Source organism: Candidatus Tiamatella incendiivivens (assembly GCA_015522635.1).
Taxonomy (GTDB): Archaea; Thermoproteota; Thermoprotei_A; order Sulfolobales; family Acidilobaceae; genus Tiamatella; species Tiamatella incendiivivens.
On record WALW01000021.1, the window covers coordinates 18,971 to 40,091 of the forward strand.

20 protein-coding genes and 1 tRNA gene are annotated in these 21,121 nt (G+C 42.5%); 8 read left to right on the forward strand and 13 right to left on the reverse strand.

The features are described 5' to 3' along the window. Positions 1 to 117: 117 nt before the first annotated feature. Together F7B60_05645 and F7B60_05650 are read right to left on the reverse strand one after the other, a co-directional pair. Positions 118 to 1,605, reverse strand: coding sequence for a hypothetical protein (locus tag F7B60_05645; GenBank protein MCE4614991.1), 1,488 nt, complete (start codon positions 1,603 to 1,605; stop codon positions 118 to 120). 77 nt (positions 1,606 to 1,682) lie between these two features. After that, positions 1,683 to 1,859: a hypothetical protein gene (locus F7B60_05650; protein MCE4614992.1), complete on the reverse strand. Its 177-nt coding sequence runs from the start codon at positions 1,857 to 1,859 to the stop codon at positions 1,683 to 1,685. Between the two features lie 78 nt (positions 1,860 to 1,937). Between F7B60_05650 and F7B60_05655 the strand changes: the two genes are divergently transcribed. Both F7B60_05655 and F7B60_05660 read left to right on the forward strand, forming a co-directional pair. Beyond that, positions 1,938 to 2,702, forward strand: a complete 765-nt coding sequence (locus tag F7B60_05655; GenBank protein ID MCE4614993.1) for an enoyl-CoA hydratase/isomerase family protein — start codon at positions 1,938 to 1,940, stop codon at positions 2,700 to 2,702. An 80-nt stretch (positions 2,703 to 2,782) separates the two neighbouring features. Then, positions 2,783 to 3,742, forward strand: a complete 960-nt coding sequence (locus F7B60_05660) for a hypothetical protein (protein MCE4614994.1) — start codon at positions 2,783 to 2,785, stop codon at positions 3,740 to 3,742. Between the two features lie 6 nt (positions 3,743 to 3,748). Here F7B60_05660 and F7B60_05665 read toward each other — a convergent pair whose 3' ends face one another. The 3 genes from F7B60_05665 to F7B60_05675 all read right to left on the reverse strand — a co-directional run bounded on the left by F7B60_05665 (position 3,749) and on the right by F7B60_05675 (position 5,751). Beyond that, entirely contained in the window at positions 3,749 to 4,492 is a 744-nt protein-coding gene (locus F7B60_05665; GenBank protein ID MCE4614995.1) for a KaiC domain-containing protein, read from the reverse strand. A gap of 75 nt (positions 4,493 to 4,567) precedes the next feature. Beyond that, positions 4,568 to 5,299 (reverse strand): hypothetical protein, encoded by a 732-nt coding sequence (locus tag F7B60_05670; GenBank protein ID MCE4614996.1) that lies wholly within the window; start codon positions 5,297 to 5,299, stop codon positions 4,568 to 4,570. A 155-nt stretch (positions 5,300 to 5,454) separates the two neighbouring features. Then, a complete protein-coding gene (locus F7B60_05675) occupies positions 5,455 to 5,751 on the reverse strand; it encodes a hypothetical protein (GenBank protein ID MCE4614997.1) in 297 nt (98 codons plus the stop codon). A 182-nt stretch (positions 5,752 to 5,933) separates the two neighbouring features. On the opposite strand from F7B60_05675, the gene F7B60_05680 reads away from it, so the two are divergent. Next, positions 5,934 to 6,021: transfer RNA gene (locus F7B60_05680), tRNA-Leu, on the forward strand. Between the two features lie 555 nt (positions 6,022 to 6,576). Here F7B60_05680 and F7B60_05685 read toward each other — a convergent pair. The 3 genes from F7B60_05685 to F7B60_05695 all read right to left on the reverse strand — a co-directional run bounded on the left by F7B60_05685 (position 6,577) and on the right by F7B60_05695 (position 11,329). Continuing rightward, positions 6,577 to 7,521, reverse strand: coding sequence for an aldo/keto reductase (locus tag F7B60_05685; protein MCE4614998.1), 945 nt, complete (start codon positions 7,519 to 7,521; stop codon positions 6,577 to 6,579). 76 nt (positions 7,522 to 7,597) lie between these two features. Then, positions 7,598 to 9,208: a hypothetical protein gene (locus F7B60_05690; protein MCE4614999.1), complete on the reverse strand. Its 1,611-nt coding sequence runs from the start codon at positions 9,206 to 9,208 to the stop codon at positions 7,598 to 7,600. Between the two features lie 138 nt (positions 9,209 to 9,346). Then, entirely contained in the window at positions 9,347 to 11,329 is a 1,983-nt protein-coding gene (locus F7B60_05695) for an AMP-binding protein (GenBank protein ID MCE4615000.1), read from the reverse strand. A gap of 159 nt (positions 11,330 to 11,488) precedes the next feature. Between F7B60_05695 and F7B60_05700 the strand changes: the two genes are divergently transcribed. The 4 genes from F7B60_05700 to F7B60_05715 are packed head-to-tail and all read left to right on the forward strand — an operon-like array spanning position 11,489 to position 15,902. Further along, positions 11,489 to 12,292: a DUF169 domain-containing protein gene (locus F7B60_05700; protein ID MCE4615001.1), complete on the forward strand. Its 804-nt coding sequence runs from the start codon at positions 11,489 to 11,491 to the stop codon at positions 12,290 to 12,292. Next, positions 12,282 to 12,743, forward strand: coding sequence for a C-GCAxxG-C-C family protein (locus F7B60_05705; GenBank protein MCE4615002.1), 462 nt, complete (start codon positions 12,282 to 12,284; stop codon positions 12,741 to 12,743). Before F7B60_05700 ends, F7B60_05705 begins: the two co-directional genes overlap by 11 nt. A gap of 49 nt (positions 12,744 to 12,792) precedes the next feature. Next, the gene (locus tag F7B60_05710; protein ID MCE4615003.1) at positions 12,793 to 14,187 is read left to right on the forward strand and encodes an NAD(P)/FAD-dependent oxidoreductase; all 1,395 of its coding nucleotides are present in this window, start codon (positions 12,793 to 12,795) and stop codon (positions 14,185 to 14,187) included. 5 nt (positions 14,188 to 14,192) lie between these two features. Continuing rightward, a complete protein-coding gene (locus F7B60_05715; protein ID MCE4615004.1) occupies positions 14,193 to 15,902 on the forward strand; it encodes an AMP-binding protein in 1,710 nt (569 codons plus the stop codon). Positions 15,903 to 16,086: 184 nt separating this feature from the next. On the opposite strand, the gene F7B60_05720 is transcribed toward F7B60_05715, so the two are convergent. Together F7B60_05720 and F7B60_05725 are read right to left on the reverse strand one after the other, a co-directional pair. Beyond that, the gene (locus F7B60_05720; GenBank protein MCE4615005.1) at positions 16,087 to 16,488 is read right to left on the reverse strand and encodes an iron-sulfur cluster assembly protein; all 402 of its coding nucleotides are present in this window, start codon (positions 16,486 to 16,488) and stop codon (positions 16,087 to 16,089) included. A gap of 90 nt (positions 16,489 to 16,578) precedes the next feature. Then, entirely contained in the window at positions 16,579 to 17,247 is a 669-nt protein-coding gene (locus tag F7B60_05725) for a hypothetical protein (GenBank protein MCE4615006.1), read from the reverse strand. A gap of 285 nt (positions 17,248 to 17,532) precedes the next feature. Here F7B60_05725 and F7B60_05730 point away from each other — a divergent pair, with 285 nt between their 5' ends. Next, positions 17,533 to 18,207 carry a DUF6062 family protein gene (locus F7B60_05730; protein ID MCE4615007.1) on the forward strand — a complete coding sequence of 225 codons (675 nt, stop codon included), beginning with the start codon at positions 17,533 to 17,535 and terminating at the stop codon, positions 18,205 to 18,207. On the opposite strand, the gene F7B60_05735 is transcribed toward F7B60_05730, so the two are convergent. The 3 genes from F7B60_05735 to F7B60_05745 all read right to left on the reverse strand — a co-directional run. Then, positions 18,188 to 19,498 carry an MmgE/PrpD family protein gene (locus F7B60_05735; protein MCE4615008.1) on the reverse strand — a complete coding sequence of 437 codons (1,311 nt, stop codon included), beginning with the start codon at positions 19,496 to 19,498 and terminating at the stop codon, positions 18,188 to 18,190. The genes F7B60_05730 and F7B60_05735 overlap by 20 nt on opposite strands. Next, complete coding sequence (locus F7B60_05740; protein MCE4615009.1) at positions 19,495 to 19,824, reverse strand: DUF4387 domain-containing protein; 330 nt, start codon at positions 19,822 to 19,824, stop codon at positions 19,495 to 19,497. The genes F7B60_05735 and F7B60_05740 overlap by 4 nt, the downstream gene beginning before the upstream one ends. After that, positions 19,817 to 21,121, reverse strand: a 1,305-nt coding sequence (locus F7B60_05745) for a DUF1446 domain-containing protein (protein MCE4615010.1), incomplete at its 5' end; no start/stop codon positions are given. The genes F7B60_05740 and F7B60_05745, both read right to left, overlap by 8 nt.

The following is a 21,121-nucleotide window of genomic DNA, read 5'->3' on the forward strand; positions in this document are numbered from 1 at the left end:
CTTAGAATCGACCCCCGAAGTACTTTTTTATTTTATTATCTTAAAATATATATTTGAAACATATATGATGTAATGGTGGGATAATTAGGATCTTATTTTTAATAAAAAACAATAGTCTTATACATATGATTTTTTAGTAATTAGTATTAAAGATAACACAGATAATGCTAGTAAGCTACTTACAGTTAAATCCAACTGATAGTGATTCCTTTCCAATGGAATCAGCTTTCCACCAACGATATTTTGTGCCGGTGGCTTAGGGCATATATATTTGAAGGGCATACTAACATGTTTAACCTGCGCTGGATAATCACTTATACTTGCCGTTATATTGTTTGTAGAAATCGACACTGTGTCCACTGTTATATTGACACTCCTGTAGTTGATCATATTCTCGTTCAGTGTCTCCGTGAGATTGCATCCCCAGAGTTCCCCATTTGGCGATAATTTCATAATAAGTAAATCATCGTTGCCAGTGAAACTATTCGTACCACCCAGACCCGTAATCGAGTCATTCGACGCTAATAGACGATAGAACCAGTCGTCTCCGTTTCCTCCATATACCCTGAACCATGAAAGACCACCGTTTCCATTTATTTCAGCTATGAACGCGTTATTCCCATGCATACTACCTATTTGGGTGTAACCGGTTAGAAGGATGCTTTGATTCTCAATGACAGCATCCATAGGAACTTCGCAGGGCGAGGTACCGAACACGTATCCCCACAGAGGTACTCCCTGCGGGCTTATTTTCACTATGAAACCGTCTCTATTTCCACTGGTAACATTGTATCCTAATAAGACTATGTCGTGGCTATCGACTTCTACTCCCATCGTTACATAAGATCCTGAGCCAGATATTATCATTTCCTTATTCCATATCAGGTTACCATTAGTAGAATTTATAGCTAGAATAACACTTTTACCGGCTATCCATTCATTAGCCGCCACGTATAGTACTCCAGTATTATAATCTAGTGCACTGCCATACAGGTATAGATAGTCGCTACTACTATACGATTTGCTCCAAATCACACTACCATATACATTCATCTTGAGTGCAATAACGGAGAAGCTACTATCATATCCGACAAGTATGTAAGAGTCATTTGAGGAGGGTATAACTCTGAAAATCCACCCGTTAGCTCCTCCGAAGTTCATTATTTTCGCCGAGATTAGAGAGCCGTTCCCATCTATAGTGAATACTATTGGCTGCCCAGAATAACTACTCGTCTGGTTCCATCCAGCCATAACATAGTAGTTTCCTACCCTAGCTATATCGTACGTTTTTTCGTTTCCATTACTGGTTCCTATGGTTTCTTCCCATTCTATTAGGGGCAACGGGGTATTGTCCCTAACTTTTACGACTAGTGCTGAAACGCCGCCATAGCTATCAGTGTAGCCTGCGGAAATGAATCCATCATCTGTCCTGGCGACACCCCAGGCATAGTCGTTCCCAGACTCGCCGATGTCAACTGCATATGTAAGCATGGCATCTCCGGAATCAGCCTCGGCCAGTATCAGAGGAGTTAAAAGCATGGCTAATAAGAATGTAACAATTAACAAACCTAATATATTCTTATAGTATATAGTGCTTATCTCCATGGATATACCAGCTCTATCTATCTAACTCTAATCGTTTTATGATAATTATAAGGATTAAATTTCTATGCAAAATCCTCCTATCCAACTGTACTAGCTACCTCAGAGTAATCCATGTTTTCCTCCATGTATGTCCCCGCCTTCTTTGCGGATCTGGCGAATGCTATTATTAGCGCTATAAAGATTACAGTCATTATAAGGAACGCTATTATAGTGAATGTTTTGCAGAGAAGCGGGTTAACACAACACGTAGCCAAATTCCTCTCCAATTCTCATGGATTGCTAGTTAACATTTTATATTATTCTGAACCAGTATCCTCACATGGTGTACCCTTATGCCTATTGTAGTTGAAAGAGATGGCCTCATCTCCTGGATAATAATAGACCGGGTTGATTCTGGTAATAGTCTAGACGAGCCGCACCTTAGGGAGCTTGCTGATAAGATAAAGTTAGAGTGTGAGGAGCCTTCGACTAGAGTCATAGTGCTAACAGGTAAAGGCGACCGCTTCTTCACTACCGGAGTCGACCTGGTATCTACCAGTCGTGTTAGAGGATTAGATGATGCTTGGAAACTCATGTATGAAGGATTAGGCGGCGTATGCCTCTCAATAACTGCCTGCAAGAAACCCGTTATAGCAGCTATAAACGGCCACGCTATTGGTGCTGGTATGGAATTGTTGAACGCTGTGGATTTAGCTGTTACTGTTAGGAGGGCAAAGTTTAGCAGTCCTGCAGCTAGATGGGGAATGGTGCCCCCCGGAACCCCTACACTAGGCCCATTCCTATTAGGCGCTAAGCATGCAGCAATGATAGCCTTGACTGGCAGAACATTCACGGCAGAGGAAGTTAAGCAAATGGGATTCATCAATATAATTGTCGATAACTTGGATGAGTTAAAGCAGGAGGTAAGAAAGCTAGCTGAGGACATAGCTATGGGAGAGCCTTTCGCTATTACTGAGACAAGAAGGCTCCTAGCATCTGCTAGGCTGCACTTCTGGGTTGACCGCGGGTTAAGGGCTTTAGCTGAGTCGACTGCAAGGCCTGTAGTGGCTGAGAGAGCTAGCGAGTTCCTAGAGGGAAAGCGTGTAGTGGAGAAATAACTGTCTCACATATTTCTCTATTCCTATATTCACCCGACCTTATATAAACTTATCTGTTTCAAATATGCTAGCGGGCCTCTTTGAGATCTATCACAAATATAAATAGAAACCGTGATAATTTCATCGCGGCGTGGAGTCCCGATAATACTCGTCTCCTAGTGGCAAACATTTCCTCGGAGGAGGACAGGTTAGCCGGATTCCTTCATAGGAGGAGGAAAACCTTACGGGTAGTATTATACGGGAAAAACGGTGGAACTCTCTGGGAGAAGATGATGTATTCTAATTGCGACCCTTGTAAACTAGTAATCGGGTGGAAGGATGATTCAAATGCAATAGTTGTTGCTGACAATGAGAAAGTAAGGATACTAGGGAAAGATGGTGTATTGATAGGTGAAGCTAGTATAAGGAAACACCTGCTCTATGGTGAAAAACCTGTAAGGGTATACGCTGGTGATGAGAGGGTCTCTATCGATACTAATATTGGTTCAACGATAATAATAGTCCGAGGGAAAACGACGTCTGTCCGTAGGAGGAGGCTTGTCGCTAAGATAGTTTACAACCTGCTATCCCTGGTAGGCGGTGATTCTGAGAGGATTAATTACTCTATAAGCCCAAACCATAAGCTAGTCGCATTTTCCATAGAATCATACCTCCAAGTCTCAAGTATGAGCACCTCAAAACTGTGGGGTAGGGATCTCGGAGGATATATTAACCAGCTGGAATGGCATCCGAGTTCAACTTCCATCTTGTCAACAGTAGCTAACCCCGAGTACACATACGGGGTACTTACAAGTCTGAGTGGAGGGGAGCTGTGGAGGACACTGCCTTTTAAAGGAGTATTCCTAGACGCGTCATGGAGCCCTGGAGGAGAGGAAGCCGCATTACTATTGTACAATGATAACAGTTGCAGCATAGTACGCTATACTTATGAGGGAGAACCCGTAGATACTGTGGATATCGACTACTGCCCTACAGTTACCTGGACTCCGATGGGAGACTTATCCCTTGTCAACGAGGACGGCTTCAGCCTCGTATCTTAAAGATACTTACTTCTCCTCTCCTCTGTAATAGAGCTCCCCGCGGGTAAGCCCAGCAGGTTTGACGAGTACGAGGCCCCTCTTATCCCTTACATCTATAATCCATACTCTGAGATCATGAGGTGTTTGCCTCATCTTCTCTACCAACAGCATTCTATCCAGCCTCGAGTTATGTATATGCCTGCTGAACCTGATTATCCCGTCAGCGACATGCTCTATGCCGAACCCGAAGCCTTTCTCAGTGGTTATAGCGTACTGGCTTGTTGCGAGTATCGTGAAACCCCACTTGTACAGGGTCCTCTTGACTTGGTAGCTGTACTTCCTCGCCATTGCCGGTTTATCGAGCCAGAAGGCGCTCATACTATCAATAACCAGGCGGGCATGACCGTATCCAAGGTACTTTTTAGCCTCTATAATCTTGTCTATTAGAGCCTCTACCGTAAGGTCTTGGAGACTCCATAGGTCCTCGGCTCCCTTCATTAAAGCATCTATAATAACCATTTTACCCTCCTTAATAGCTGTAGAGAAGTCGAATCCGAACATCCCTGCTTGCCTTATAATGCTCTCTCTGCTCTCCTCCGTGGTGACATAGATTACTTTCCCCTCTTCGAGTACTCCTTGGTTTGCAAAGTGTATGGAGAATATTGTTTTCCCGGTACCAGGCTCACCTACTGCTGCAACCATGAATCCTTCAGGTATTCCCCCAGCTATGAGTTTATCCAGGCTGGGCACACCTGTTGAGACTCTCTTTATACTAGTCAACCTAGTTGACACCGGGATAATATATTTGGATTCGGAGGCAAAAAAACGATGGTTAGACGTGTATTATCATGAGTCTAAGTTTAACCCTGGGTTCAGCTTGTATCCCTCCTCCTCAGGGTCATACAAGATAAGCCTTGCTTCAGTATATGATTCCAATAACTGTACTGGAGCTGTTCCTTTAGAGAGGCTATTAATTAATTCGTCATCAAGCTTAAATGGAGGCAGTGGCTGTATGAACGGTAGTGAATCAAACATGTAGTAAGTCATGAATGCTCCTGCAATAATACCAGCTAGAATAGCTTGTGGCCTCGAGTAATTAGGGAAACTCTCTAAGTTGAGTGCGATAGGGTTATCCGGGTGTTTCCTTCTTAAATCCTTAAGTGTATTGGTGAGCTCGGACTGGAAGCTCCATAGAGACTCGTAGTCGCTCGGATTTGCCTCGAACTTCAAGGTATCTGTGTAATGCCCTGTCCACTCTCTGAGTATTGAAGAGAATAGTTTAACGTATCTGTCGAAATACTCGTCAATCACTGGTTTTACTACGAGTAGACCTGCTGGTTTTAACCGTGAATCTAGGCCTATAATGTTTGCTGTAAGACTTATGCATTTAAAGCAGTCAGACCCAAGTAGTGATCCTATAGCACTGGATACTTCCCCATCAGTCTCGAGTCTCATGGGATTGAATCCGTATTCCTTAATAACGCAGTCAGCTATTACAGGGTTAGGGTAAAGGATATGTATCCACTTCCCCTTCTCCCCTATCAACCTCTCCTCCACAGTGTCCATAGTAATAGACAAAACCCTTACACCTAATGGATTTGTAAATATTTTTTATTATAAAAACAGTACACCTACTTCCTCAAAACCAATGAAATGAGAATACTATGATATCTTTCCTGTTTTCCACTAGAGGATTTGGTTATGCTTGAATGAACTTATACTACATTGCTGGTTTAATCACCGATGTATAATACGTCAGGTAAACCCTTGAAGAGTCCATCCCCAGTAACCAACTTATCATCCATAATTGCAGCCATTGCATACACTATCGAGTCGGCCAAACTAGGTGTTCTCAACCCATGATCCCTAGAGTGCTTCCTTAGCTCAAGGTTGATGCTAGCTGAAAGCAGGCCCACGACTATATCTATATGCTTAATCATAGTTTTGCCTTGTATAAACAGTAGCCTCTTCTTAGCTTCCTCTAGGGAGACTCCCTCCCTAAGGTATTTCCTACCTATCTCAGCCAGCACTATAGAGGGGGGTCATCCCATTATCAGATAGTAACCGTTTCAACTTCAAACCTTTCTCCGAGCCTCTGAAATATTCTATCCACGCATAAGTATCGAAAAAATACAAGAGAACCCCCCCCAGCCAAAGGTAAACCCTTATTAAACAAGGAATATTGAAAATATACGATACCGCTAGGGGAAGTGCGGGGGTGCCCGAGCCAGGTCAAAGGGGTCGGGCTTAGGACCCGATGGCGTAGGCCTGCGTGGGTTCGAACCCCACCCCCCGCACCACAAGTCAACTACCAGCCGTAAAACCTCCCTTACCAAACTATCAATCACTACATTAGGATAACTGTAGTTAAACGGCGGGGATTGTTTAACTACATTTTGCCCGATCTCCCCTCTTAATCTTTCAATCACCTCGTCAAACCCGTTGTAGTTAAAAACTGTCCCGCGGCGTAACTACACGGCTTGGTTTAACGATCTTCTCCAGCAGGCCGATGTACTTGGATACGATTCTACCGCCCTCCCGCCACTGATCATACACGTACAGCTTCCCGTAAATCCGTTTCACGGACAGAGTCAAAGAGGGATCACCTTGTAGTTAAGATTTGAGTAACCTTTTATTTACAAAAGTATAAGAAAGTTACGATTGCAACTCCAGCGGAGACATCATTGACCGGGCAAGGACAAAGATGATATAGGAAGAAGGTTTCAATAATGACTTAGCTTAGGCTTTTATATGTGGCGTACGAGGACACTGACAAAGACAAATCGTAAGGAGTGTCACTATAGGTTCCTTATGCTTCCAGCTAATAGTTCTGCGCCACAGGTATGGATACAATTCTATACTCCACCTAACACTCGTATGGAGAGATGTTGAAGCAATCCAGGGATATATCTCATTTTCCCCAGCACTTTGTACCTCGTCCCCCAAGCATTAATATATTGCATAGACACTTGATCCAGTTTCCTTACAGCCCATTCTGGTAGAGTGTAATCTTTTATCTTGGCCAAATCTTCTACATGCTCTGGTTTACGTATGCCGACAACAGGATCGATTCCTTTGATATTTATCCATGATACTGCTACCTGTGCTTTAGTTAGACCTAACTGTCGGCTTATATCTTCTAAGGCATTATGTAAATTTTTGTCTTTCAAGGCTCTTCTAAAAACTGGATCACTCATCCTTGCGGGCTCCCTGGTCACCCTGGATGTTGCTAGGGCTCCTTTTGCAAGTGGACTCCATGCCATTATTTTTATGTTTAATTTCTTTGTTTCCTGGATAATATTCAGTTCCGGCGTCCTATAGGCTAAGCTGTATTGTATCTGATTTGTTTTTATCTTATATTTCCTTGTGCACTGTACGGCTTTTTCTAGGAGATTGGATGGATAATTACTGAGTCCTATATTGCTTGCATAACCTTGGTCTATGGCTTTTTCTAATCCGTGGATTATACGGCATATATCAGCATAGAAAGGCGGGGGCCAGTGTGACAGTAGTAAATCAATAGAATCCCTACCGAGTCTTCCTCTAATTCTGCTTGCTGCTTTCGCTATATCGTTTTCAGTCCACCTGAAGCCACCTACTTTCGAAACGATAAACACGTCTTTGAGTTCCTTGACTATGTTCCCTAGTAATCTCTCTGATCTACCCCATCCATAGATTTCCGCTGTGTCGAAATATGTTAACCCTAATTCAATCGCTTTCTGAATAGCTTTACTTACATTATCTAAGTTGGTTGACGACCATAGACGGCTTCCTGCCTGCCATAAACCTATGTAGATCATATGATACGCCTTTTTAACAATTATAGCTAGACTGCTATAAGGTTTCTGGACTAGGATTGAAAGAGAGAAAAGATGGTTAACGGTTAGATGTTATCCTTCGCTTTGACTTATTCGCTATTTCTATTGATACTAGGAATACCGTGAAAGAGAATCCTATTATGGAAAAGAGGTCATGGTCATCGTGATATCCTACTAGTATTCCTCCAACCAGTGATGACCCTGTTTGATTACCTGGTCTTGGATCGCAGAAGTAGTTTATGACTAAGTTCCCTGGGCGTGATTCGACTGGATAGTTCTGTAGGTTTATGGGTAGTTGGCTATATGTTAACGGTAGGTCGAGCGAGTGTATATTTATGATGGTATAGTTTAATGAACTCGTATTTATAGATGTGAAAATGTTATCGATCATTGTAGTAGTATTAGATGTCATATTGCATTTACCAGTCATCTCCGCCATTGGTGTAGTCGATATTATGAGAGGATCTCTTATTGTGAATGTCCAATTTAGGTATGTGAGGTTTTCGGATATCATTCCTGTTGATAGTATGACGGATTCATTTGCGAATACATGCCATAAATAGCTGCAGAAGTTATCCATAGAAATAGGCACACAACACTGTGATCTAACCATTTTAAACCACTCTATGTTACCGTTCTCATCTAGTCTCATGAGGAACCCTTTACTATAGCTTGTATTCCCTATTGATGTAGAACCCGAAATTACAACGTCAGTATTTACTGAAGCTATATCTGTTGGAAAATTGTACCTAGTGCTGTTCAGTAGGAATGCCCAGCGGACTTGTCCATCAGGGGTTAGGGATGCAATAGTTGACTTAGCTATATATACATGTGGGTTATTAGGATCCTGGAAATCCATCCTTCCACCCAACACAATGTTATGATCTGATGTTACCGATATTCCTGAGAAATATAATTGTCCAAGTCCTGTCGATAATCCTTTATTCCAAATAATATCGCCATTTGATGCGTTGAGAGCGGTTACAATGTAGGGAGAGGGATAATTGTTCGCCCATGAAGCGATGTACACAATATCATTTATTTCATCGTAATCCATGCTTATTGGAACAATATCATAGCTGGATGAGTAGTATGCTTTGAGCCATTTAATAGTACCGTTAGTGTACATATTCAGTATCGTGCAATGCGAAACGTTTTCGTTGAACTCAGTTATCCAGAACTCGTTATTTGATATTGGAAGAATTCTCGCCCATGTCATGCTGCTAGTAAGGATTGAATCTGTTTGTTTCGACCAGAGAATATTTCCATCATTATCCAATGCTATAATGACTAGGTGGTCATTATGCTGGGTGCCGCCGACAACAATATATGTGTCTCCGATTCTCTTAAAATCGTTTGCTATAAAACCGTTGGATGTTAGGTTAATTATTCTCCTTTCCCATATGAGGCTTCCATTCCAGAGGAACTTGAATATGTGATTTGTGTAGTTATTGAATCCCTCCCAGTTTGCTACTGCTAGAACCATATAACTATCACTCCCTACTACTAGTCCTGTGGGCCACATATCTGGATGTAGACCTCCAATATAGAACGCATAGAATTCCACGTTATATGACTCTGCATGAGTGGCGATGAGTTGAGGTTGTACTATTATTATTATTCCTATTAATATTAATATGAGTATGAATCTTAATGTCATAGAGTTCATTTCCTACACCTTCAGTAAAATGATCAATATTAGGTTTAAGAAAAACTATTTAAAAGAGTGTTATCTATTTCTTATCATCCTCAAAATTTTTCTCGCTTTATATTCTATTTTGTCTTTATTATAATTATTTATAAAAAGTTAGAATGGATTTTTGATTGCTTCGGTTAACAGTTCTATCACTCCAGGATCTTCTAAGACTGTAATATCCCCTATAGGTTCATTTCTAACGATCGATCTCCCAATTCTACGGACAAGCTTACCGGTACGGTTCTTCGGCAACTTTCCAACGAAATATATTTCAGTTAGAACAGCTATAGGCCCAACCTTATCCCTCACATTCAACCTTATTTCTTCAGCTAGTTCCTTGCTAGGTGTCATATCTGGTTTCAAGACTATGAATGCAACAGCTGTCTCACCCTTAATAGGATCCAGCTTGCCTACAACCATAGACTCAGCTACAGCAGGATGCTTGTTTATACCGTCTTCAATCTCTGCACTAGTTATCCTGTGGCCTGATATTTTCAAGGTGTCATCGATTCTCCCGACTATCCATAAGTATCCGTGTTCGTCGAAGTATCCAGCGTCTCCAGTTGTGTAGTATCCTTTTATGCTATAGTAGCTTTCTATGAACCGCTGCAAATTACCTTTCCACCCGGGTTTCCCAAAGTTGTCGGGGTCACCCCATACTGTGAGGAAGACGTATGGGGCTTTGAATGGGGCTTTTATTACAAGTGCACCTATCTCGCCTTCCTCCAGTGGGTTACCGTTCTCGTCCACTGCTTCAAGCTCGAACCCAGGCATGCGTACGCCTGGTGATCCGGGCTTGAAGGGTAAGAGTTCGATGCGTGTTGGTATGGATGCCATTGCGAGGCTCTCGGTTGAGCCATAAATGTTTACTACAGGTATCCGCCTCAGGGCTAGTTTCTCGTATACCCAGTTCCATAGATCGGCGGGGAAATGCTCTCCTATGCTGGCTATCAGTCTAAGGCTACTATAGTCGTGGCTCTCTACGGCTTTGTCTCCGAGCATTCTGAACATTCTAAACAATGTTGGTACAGCCCAGAATATTGTTGGCCTGTATTTCTCTATCATCCATAGGTATTGATCCATCCTTGGATAGTTAGGTGCGCCATCGTATATTATCGCTGTATACTTGAATATTTGAGGGCCAATTACATGAGCAACTATCCCCGTGCTCCATCCTAGCTCAGATATGTTTAGCATCCTATCACTGTGTGCTCCTTCATCCGGGAACCCCATTATCCACCTTAAGAGACTATAGACTCCCACGATGGCCGATACGTGGCTATGTACTATGCCTTTAGGCTTTCCAGTTGTACCGGAGGTATACAATAGTGTTATAGGTTCATTAGCCTCAAGCCAGAGGGGTTCAACACTTGTTTTCTCACTTGTTTCCCGGAGAATATCCTCCATCCATACATCTCTCCCACTAGTCATTGGCACGTTTTCCAAGCCATGCTTGCGGGAAACTATCACTTTGTCCACGAAATCAAGGTCACCTACTGCCTTTTCAACTATTTGCTTTAATGGAACGACATTACCTCTTCTGACTGCTGCATCTGCGGTTACAATGAACTTAGCCTTTGCATCCATGATCCTCTGTTTCAAAGCGTTGAAAGCCAGTCCAGGTGATATGGGTGTGAATATCCCACCTATTCTATTTACTGCAACTACTGTAGCTGCTGCTTCCGGGGTAGTTGGCATGTATATTACTACCCTGTCTCCTTTCTCTAGGCCCTGTCTCCTTAGAGCGTCTGCAATTCTGTTTACTAGGATATAGTATTCCTCTAATCCTACTGTTTTAGCGTTCCCTTGCTCGTCTTCCCAGATGTAGATTATCTTGTTCTTATGCTCCGACTGGAGTTGGAGGTCAAGATTGTATGTCCAGTTGGTGTATCCTCCAACGAAGAATTTCTGTATCGGATCGTTTATCTCTGTGTATTTATTCCATAGTTTTCTCCAGTAGAGGGCTTTTAATGCTATTTTACTGTAGAACTCCTCCGCGTTTTTAGCCGCTTCATCGTATGTTTCAAGGTATCTCTCGCCTAATCCAGGGATGATGGGCCCGGGTTCAGGGAATGGGGGCTTGTATCTTGACATGTATTACACTCTCCTAACTTTTTCATGTATGGGAAAAACTTAGGTTTGGTTGATTTTTAGTATAAGGGGATTTATAAATAGTAATGAAAATTTTATATTTTCAATAACATTAAAATAAACCTTGTACTGTATTCCAATATAATTAGAGGCGAACTATCCTTGTCCGAACTTAAAATCCTATCAGACAAAATAGTCAATAAGCTAAAACTCAGAACTAAGCCTGTAGGCTTGAAAGTCTTTAAGGAGGGATTAGGAGAACTATCGGAAAAACTTCTTAGGCCACGGAAGCATCTACATCAAAAACTAACACTATGCCAGATGATAGGCCTCTCAAGATTCAACGGCATTGCTGTGGGAGCGGAATTAGAAGATATGGGTTGCCCTGGAACTATGCTGATCTTCGGAATGATACGTCCTCCCAGCTTTATTAGAGAAGGACGCCTAAGCTATGGCTTATATACTGAGACGCAAGAAGATGGGGTCAAGCTTGACTTAACGATGCCTATATGGAAGTATGGAGCAAAAGCTATAGCTACAGCTCCATTGGATGCTACACCTTTTGATCCTAGTGTGGTTGTAATCTACGGTACGCCGGCACAAATAATGATGCTCGTTGCAGGATATATATACAAGGCAGGTGAACCAGTAGGCTCTAGTTCTTACGCTAAAGCTGGAAGCGATCTTGCGATAGTTGCTTCTATGCTAGATGGAAAACCTAAGACATTCATACCTGGATTAGGTGACCGTATAGTCGGACACGTCGAGGAATACGAGCTAGGCTTCGTTACACCCACTAACATTCTGGATGACATAGTATATGGAATGGAAAACCAGGAGAAAAGCGACTTCATAGTATATCCACCAAAACCGATACTAGTTTACCCAGCGAAATTCGAGGAGCTACCAGTGATTGGAAAATATTATAAACAAATACTTGACGAGGTGGAGAAGCGTGAACAATAGTAAAGTGGAAGAACTAGCCAGCCTTGCAGGCAAAAAGGCCGTAGAATATCTCGCCCAGACCGAGAACTGTGCTTATAGTCCCTTCAGAGCCATCAGCGAGGTTCTCAAATTAAATGTGACTGAAGAATGTGTTAACATGTCTATAGGTTTTGCCGGCGGAATAAGCGGGTCCGGCTATATATGCGGTGCACTATGGGCTACTATAGCAGCAGTTGGAGCTTATCAATCCCGGAGAAAGCTTAATGGTAAAACATTCTTGGAAAGAAATATGCATATCCACATGAAGTCAGCTAAAATCTATAAAATGTTTATAGAGAAGTTCGGTAGCCCGAACTGTAAGGATCTAAACCCAAAGTTTGAATGGAGCAGTGAGGACCAAAGGAGAAAGTGTACTTCCATAGTTAAATGGGCGGCGGAAACAGGGGTAAGGGAGGCCCTAACTCTCGAATAATTTTTTCATTATGTTTTTTCATTCGCATCGTTCATAGAGGTTGATATCCTTGAGTGGCAGTTTAGATGGAAGAAAATATGATGTTCTTGTAATAGGAGCAGGTATGGGAGGAGGAGCTATAGCTTTAAGAGCTAAACAGCTAGGTTTGAAAGCAGCTATAGTCGAGAAAGCTAGGCTTGGTGGCACATGTGTTACAGTCGGCTGTGTTCCAACAAAATACCTCCTACGGGTATCCGAGCATGCTAGAGACACGATGAACATGATGGACTCGGGAATAGTCATGGGAGAGAATGTGTCTTTTGATGTAAAATCTGTTATGAAACGGAAGGAAGAGCTATTAGAGCAGGTGATCTGGTGGTATAGGGATGTAGTATTCCCTAGCTATGAAATAGATGTCATAAGAGGAGAAGCAAGAATAACTTCACCACATACTGTCAAGGTTAACGGGGAGACTATAGAAGTAAAATACATAGGTGTAGCGACAGGCTCGATACCTGTAGCGCCACCCATACAAGGGTTAAAAGAAGCATTTGACAAGGGGTGCGCTGTATTCAGCGATCAAGCGTTATCGATGACAGAGGCTCCAGACCACATTATTGTGATAGGTGGAGGTCCTATAGGCCTTGAGTTAGCAACTGTGTGGGAAGGCTTCGGCTCTAAGATAACGGTAGTAGAGCTATTAGAGCGGCTTCTCCCAATGATGGACAAGGATCTAAGTAAAGCAATAACGGATATCCTGTTGCAAAGAGGCTATAATATACATACTAGCACAAAGGTGACCAGAATAGACCCCGAGACCTGTGAGGTATATTTATCTAGCGGCGAGAGAATAAGGGGAGACAAGATCCTAGTATCAACAGGTAGGAAACCTAGATCAAGTGGACTGGGATTGGAAGAGATCGGGGTAAAGATAGGCGAGGATGGTAGGATAATAGTGAATGAGAGAATGCAGACATCGGTACCCAACATATATGCAGTTGGGGATGTAACAGGGCCACCCTTACTAGCCAGCAAGGCTAAAGTGCAGGGAATAGTGGCAGCTGAGAACATGGCAGGAATAACCTCAACATATAATCCTAAACTAGTACCTTTCGCGGTGTTCACCGACCCGGAGGTTGCAAGCGTAGGTGTTTCAGCTTATAAGGGAGACCCGGAATATGTTGTCAAGAAATTCCCCGCTGGTGTTAACTATAGATCCATCGTATACGAGAGACCATTCGGGTTGGCAAAAGTAGTATTCAATAAAGAAGGCGTATTAGTAGGCTTCCATATGATAGGTCTTCACGCTTCAGAAGTTGTTAACGCGGCAACCATGGCTATACAAAAAGGATACGAGATGGATGACGTTATGGAAACAATATTCGCTCACCCTGTTATGAGCGAAGTCTTCCTAGACGCTATGCATTTAGCCAATGGCGTAAACGTTTACCTTCCGAAGAGGTGACATTTTTGGTTGAGGAGCAATCTCCTCCATTTGACTTTCAAAACCCTCCTTGGACCAAGAATTATGATGAAGGCGTTTATTTCAAGGTAGATGTACCTCGAATACTGTTGCACGAGATGCTTAAGGGGGTAACAGAGAAGTATCCGGATAGACCTGCAGTAACATTCTACGGTAAATCGCTTAGCTATAAAGAATTATGGAGTGAAGTCCTAAAAGTTGCAGAAGGATTGAGGAAACTGGGACTAGGTGAGGATAGCTGTATCGTTTTGATACTTCCAAACGTGCCGCATTACATTATACTATCCTTTGCAGCTTTCTCTATAGGTGCAAAAGCTTGCTTGTTCAACCCGTTATGGAGTGCATATCAAGTAGAGGAGGAGCTTGAAAAGATCAATCCTGACATTATAATTGTCCAGGATATTCTAGCCGATAAATACGAGTCCGTACTGAAAAATAGAAACAACGTTTACCAAGCCTTCCTAGGAGACTATGCAACTATGGGTTTCCGATTCAAGATGAGTATGGGTAGAATGCTAGGTAAACTCCCCCGTCCATCCAAACTATTCAAACCATACAGGGAGCTAGTATCAAATGAGCCTCTAGGCAAGTTGTATGATGGGGATCCAGAGGAAACTGTGGCAGCACTCCTATATACGGGTGGAACCACGGGTACACCTAAGGCAGTCATGCTAACTCACCTGAACATAATGGCAAACATAATTTACCAGAAAATATGGTTTCATAGAGAAGAAGGAAAAGACCGAGTCCTAGGTTTACTCCCATTCTTCCATGCATACGGATTCGGAAGCATAATGGGGCTGAGCCTGTACATCGCGTCAAACCTAGTTCTTCAGCTTAGATTTGATCCTGAAGAGTTCCTTAAGACCATTATTAAGGAGAGGATAACGCTCATCCCAGGCGCACCTACAATATATCTAATGCTCTTAAAACACATTCCTAGGGAGAAACTAGAGAAAATACGTGGGATACCCGAAATATGCTTTTCAGGAGCAGCTCCTCTACCAGTTGAGGTTATAAAGCGATGGGAGTATATCACGGGATGCAGAATAGTAGAAGGCTACGGGCTAACCGAAACGAGCCCTGTTGCAGCAGCAAACCCTATTTACGGTAAAAGAAAGCATGGTAGCATTGGACTACCCATGCCTAACACTCTCCTAGCTATAGCTGACCTTGTCGAGCCAAAACTTGTGGAAGGCCAGGGAGAACTCGTTGTCTCAGGTTTACAGGTGATGAAAGGCTATTACAATATGCCTGAAGAAAACAAGCAGGCATTCTTTGATTGTTGCGGGAAGAGATGGTTTAGGACAGGCGATATAGGATACATGGACGAAGAAGGGTATTTCTTCATTGTAGATAGGAAGAAGGATATAATCAAGTACAAAGGACACAGTGTTTATCCCAGATACATCGAGGAGACACTATATAAGCATGAGTGCGTCGCAGAGGTAGCAGTAATTGGTATCCCAGATCCAGAGGCAGGGGAGACTATAAAGGCCGTGGTTTCACTTAAACCCGAGTGTAGGGGTAAACTGAGCGAGGAAGAGTTAAAGGAGTGGAGTAAACAGTATCTAGGTGCACACGAGTATCCTAGGTTCGTAGAGTTCGCTGATGAGCTTCCTAAGAGCCCGGCAGGGAAGATTCTGCGGAGAGTTGTAAGGGAAAGAGAGCTTGAGAAGCTGAAAAGTGAACATTAACCTGTATTATTCGTAAATCAACTTTTGTTCATCATCCCTTGCATACATTTAATTATCTACATTATTAGGTTGTTCTAGTGACCTCATAGAAACAGTATACTAAGACCTCACAGCAACAAATGGGAATAGATGAGAACAGGGTTAACCAATTACTGTTGCAGCCTTTATAGGGATTTTAGCTATGTTAAATTATAACAATAGGGTTTCTAGTTATAGAGTCAACGAAAACTATGTCACTAAACCCTGACTCCCCAAGTCTGGCCTTTGCATCATCAAGTATTCTCCTCCAAACGTTATCATTCAAGAACCTGCAGAAACTACAGCCAGGATTCGAACCCTGGTAATCAAGGAACACCAATATACCCGAACCATCATACCTAACCCTGATCCTGGTTACAACGCCGCTAGAAACAAGATCAACATCGTAACCAGGGACAATAACCCTCGACAACGCATCCATAGCTTTGTCTATCCTTTTCCTAAGAAACGGGCTTATATCACCTGTCTCCAGGTTTTCAAGACTCCTCCCCTTTAACGACACGATATTTGTTCCAAGTAGTCTCCTCAGTAATCCCACTGCAATCACACTAGGCTAATAATCTCCTCCGAAACTAATATAATAAGTGTAAATACACCATAGCCTATGTTATCTTCCCTGCAATTTAGCGGAAAAAGATTAGGTTGTTGTCTCATAAATTGAGACAGAGAAAGAGTCTGAAACAGGCTGGTCATAGGTTACAATAAAATTGGCAGTATAGCCTTCTAGGAAATTTGTGCCACTCCAAGTGTGATCGTATAGTGATAGTTCCCCATTGGGATCTGTAAGATCTAATGCACCCATATAATGTGTTGTCGTAACTCCTGTTGTAGTGTCCTTTTCTATCCAATATACTCTGAGTTCAGCCTGTGATGCTTGGCTGGGTGTTTTTACTTTCAGGGTTATATGATTTTCTTGTGCATGGGTATCGGATCCGAAGTTAAGTAGATGTTCAAATATCCATCCTCCCTGTGTTATTGTTGCTTCAACTGTTGCTGTTGAATACATTTTTACTTGTGTTGTCCCATCGTCTGAGACTGCTGTTATACCGTTGAAGTAGACATATAACTTGTTTGAGTCGTAGGTTGTTGTTCCATTTGGCGCGTGGAACTCAACCAGATAGTTGTTTCCTCCCTCATAGAATCCGAACATTGCTCTTCCAGTAGCTTGTGTATAGTCGTTAACGGTTATGTTCAGGTTTGCCTGACGATATAGGTATATTGCTGCTATACTTGAGGTAGTCATTAATGCTATTAATAGTAGACCGAAGACCAGGATTTTCCTCTTTTTCTGGTTTATATTTCTCACTTCTAACTCACATCTCTAGTGGATAGTACCAGGGGTCTGAGATAACGTAGGAGAGCAGCCTAAGTTATTTCAACATTTGTTTAACCCGTTACTTGAGGATAATTCTAGTGTTTTACATATAAAAATATATGTAACTTTTCTATATACTTATGATATATGTATTTGAAAGAGGTTATATATAATTATTAAATATATTTTAAATACATAGAAACACCTGTAGGACATATTTAACTAGGAAATAATTCTTTAGATAGTCAAATAAACCCTGTAATCATGGGATGAACATTGTATTCAGAAACCGGAAGCGAATGCAAGGACATATTTCTACCAATATTCAAGGATTCCCTCAAAAATGGAAATTGCCCTATATGCACTATCCTTGGGAACTATGAGGTAAACATTCTTGAGTCAATACTATATGAGAGGGTGAATGACCCGGAAGTTAGGCGTAAATTTATAGATTCAATGGGATTGTGTAAATACCATGCATGGCTCATAGTTGAATTATCAGAAAGAAGCACTTTAGTGGATAACCTTGGACCTTCTCTTCTTTATAGAGATATCCTGGCCAAGTACATAAGGGACGGTCACAGCTCAAAGAAGGGGACATGCCCAATATGTAGAGATGTTGCTAGTTATGAAAAAATGATAGTTAAGTGGATAGCAAAGTGTATGGATAATAGTGATTGGTTTAGATCCCTCTATGCAAACGGTAAAGCAGTTTTCTGTGATAATCACTACCACAGGATAATTGGTCAAATGAGAAATCCACATGCTATTAAGGAGTTCGAGTCGATCCACAGAGATAAGCTTAAGAGTATTCTAATTAGAATTGAATCGTATATATCGAAAAAAGACTATCGATCTAAGGAGGAAATCAAAGAGGAAGAAGTGTATGCTTGGATAGATGCATTAAAGGCCTTAAAAGGGGATAGAAGTTTCAGAGGATGTAGCGGCTAGTTGCAGGTATTAGCTCTCTAACAGAGGAATCCCAAGGCTCTTCGAGTATTCTACGTGCAAGCGTATATATTGATGAATCCGTAGAAAACTCTGCTAATTTCAGTGCTTTGTCTAATATATGTCTACTATTTACGCTTCTCTCAGGTGAGCCGAGGGGCCATCTCACCTCAACCCCAACATTACCGGCAGTAGTTTCCAGTGATACCTTGGATGGCATGCTATCCGGGTAATCCGAGGTAAACTCAGGGTTCTCAACTACCTTGACTTTATCGAACATACTTTTGACAGTAGTGTCAGTCAATCCTCTTGGAATGGTGTCAAGCCATACATTTTCATATACTAATGCTACGGATACCAAATAGGATAGGTTGAACCGGGCTTCCTCTATCGTGCTAGGGAACTTGTCTCTCGAAGCTATCTTAATAGCATCATCGTAAGTTTCAATAGTAACGTTTCTAATTCCTCTAATATCACCGTTGAACTTCTTTCTCGCTTCTAAAGCCGCTTCTATAGCTGTGTGGGTATGCCTACAGCTTGGATAGAACTTATATCCATTGAGCTCCAAAGCATAATACTCCGGAAGCATCCTGCATTTTCCACCTAGGGATCTACATACTGCATCAATGTCGTCATTGATGTCTGTATCCCAGGATCCTATATGAGATAACATGTATCCAGACGTAGAAGCATGCATGGCTGATAAGGGTTTTAGCCTTGGATCGGATTTAACAGCGATCCAGAGGCCACCAGCATAGTTTAACGCCGTCATTACCAAGAGTTTGATGACTTTCCCCTTGCATCCGTTCCTGATTACTCCTGAAGCCACAGCACTGCCGACAAGTCCGGCTGTAGCTGTCGTATGCCACTTCTGATAGTGAGGTTTTCCCAGATAACCGCCTATCATATAGCCTGCTTGGTAGCCTGCTGTAACACCTTTCAAAAGGAGTCCAAGGTCAGTGTCGAGTTCAAGTGCTGTCGAGAGGGCAGCTGGAACGATAACACATCCCCCATGTATAAAACCTTGAGGGAGCCAGTCATCTAATTCTAGTGAATGAGCCAGGAAAGCATTCACAGCTGTCGCAGTAACCGGGTCGGTATGTTCCCATGAACCGAGTATTATACTTGTTCCAGTGAGACTCTTCTTATACGAGGGTTTTATCGGGTGTAAATGATAGGCTGATCCTGCCACAGCCAAGGTGTCAGCCAAAGCTACTTTCGCGTCTTCTAGGACTCCTGTATTATTGCAGGCTGACATGGCTTTTTCTGCTATAACTTCAAGGGTTGAGGTCACGATTCACCGCCATTGCACTCAATATTTAAGTCGATCATTGCAAGCGGGATGTGTTGCTGTGCTCCATAAACATCTCTATCGCCAGGATGGCCTGAGGGTGTTTTCCTCCTTAAGTTTATCTTTACAGCTAACGCTGGCCTGTAAGGTATAATGCCTAGAACATTACTTTCATCTACTACATATGCTTTGGCAACTAATTCTTTGGTGAGAGCTTTAGATACTTGCTTCCAGCATTCTTCGCTATCGAATAATAGGTCTAATGTAACTATGAATGGCCCTGCATTCTTGCTCCTAACAACTCGTGCCAAATCATATAGTTTAGCCATTCAAATCCACCTCCTTAATACGGGTAGTTTCCAGTGGATTTTTGAGCTCCACCAGATGCCAGAGACTCCATTCATACGCTATGCCAGCATACAAGTCGCTGGGCGAGAATGGGAATGCGAGATTTCCTGCTGTAGTTTTTCTTGACGGCCAGCCTATATGCAGTAGTGTGCTACGGATCAATCCTGCGGCGGCTTCCGCCTTACTCCTATCTGCTGCCACGACTTCTAGAACCAAGCCTACTTCATGGCTAGGCTTCCGAGCTTCTGAGCTTCCTAGGATACCATTCCAACCGTAGAAACGTGGGTATACACTAAACCCCCCGCCAAGCTGTTTTACTGCAAAGTTGACGGCCTCTTCATACAACTTTGGAAGCTCAGAGATGAATAACGGGTCCCTTACTCCAGCAATAACTACGACTCTGTGTCCAATAGGCCTAGACCCCTCGAGCTTAACCATGTATTTCTGTGCGTCAATCCACCTTGATCCACGTACAACAACGCCAAGATCAACTTGCTCATAGGTAGCATCCTTAAAATCAGCGTAGCCTCCTGGAATAGTCTCCCTGTAAGGGTCATTCCTCTCATAAAGTGCGTGCTCCGCGACAGATATAACAGTAGTCTTTCTATCAGGGTTAAGAGCCCTGACCTCGAATTCATCTCTCCTTAAAATACCTAGTAACCCGTCTGCCCCGCTACCCGGTTCTGCTGCAATCGCCCCGCACTCTAGGATCTTGGCCATATGAACAGCTAATCCTTTATCGAAACCCCTCATCCATGGGAGAGCAGCGAAGGATGAGATATCTACAACCCTACCAGCTAGAATAATGTCAGCATCATCCTTCAATGCCTTTATGATGGACTCTATACCGTTCTGTGCAACAACAACCCCAGGATCCTTTATCGTATCAATATAACTATGGTCAAACCCTAAGTCTACTATATATCTCCCTTCCTCAACAACTCTCTCAAGGAAATCTTGATCGATATCAGAATAGAGTAGCTTTACCCTAAAACGCCCTCCTACATCTCCTATAGCCTTCTTCAGAATACTGAACGTCCTATTAACATGTACCCTGGAACCAGATCCGCCTGCAGAGCCTATTACAAGTGGAACTTCAAGTTTCCGTTGAGCTTTAAGTAAAAGCTTTAAATCACGTAGAATAGAAGAGTCTGGAACGAGGGTTTTACCTGAGCCAAGATAATACGGTCCAGGATCAGTGCTACCAGCGTCTACTCCTATAATATCAGGCTCCTGCTTCACACCATTCCAAAGACTATTCTCCGGGAAACCATAGCC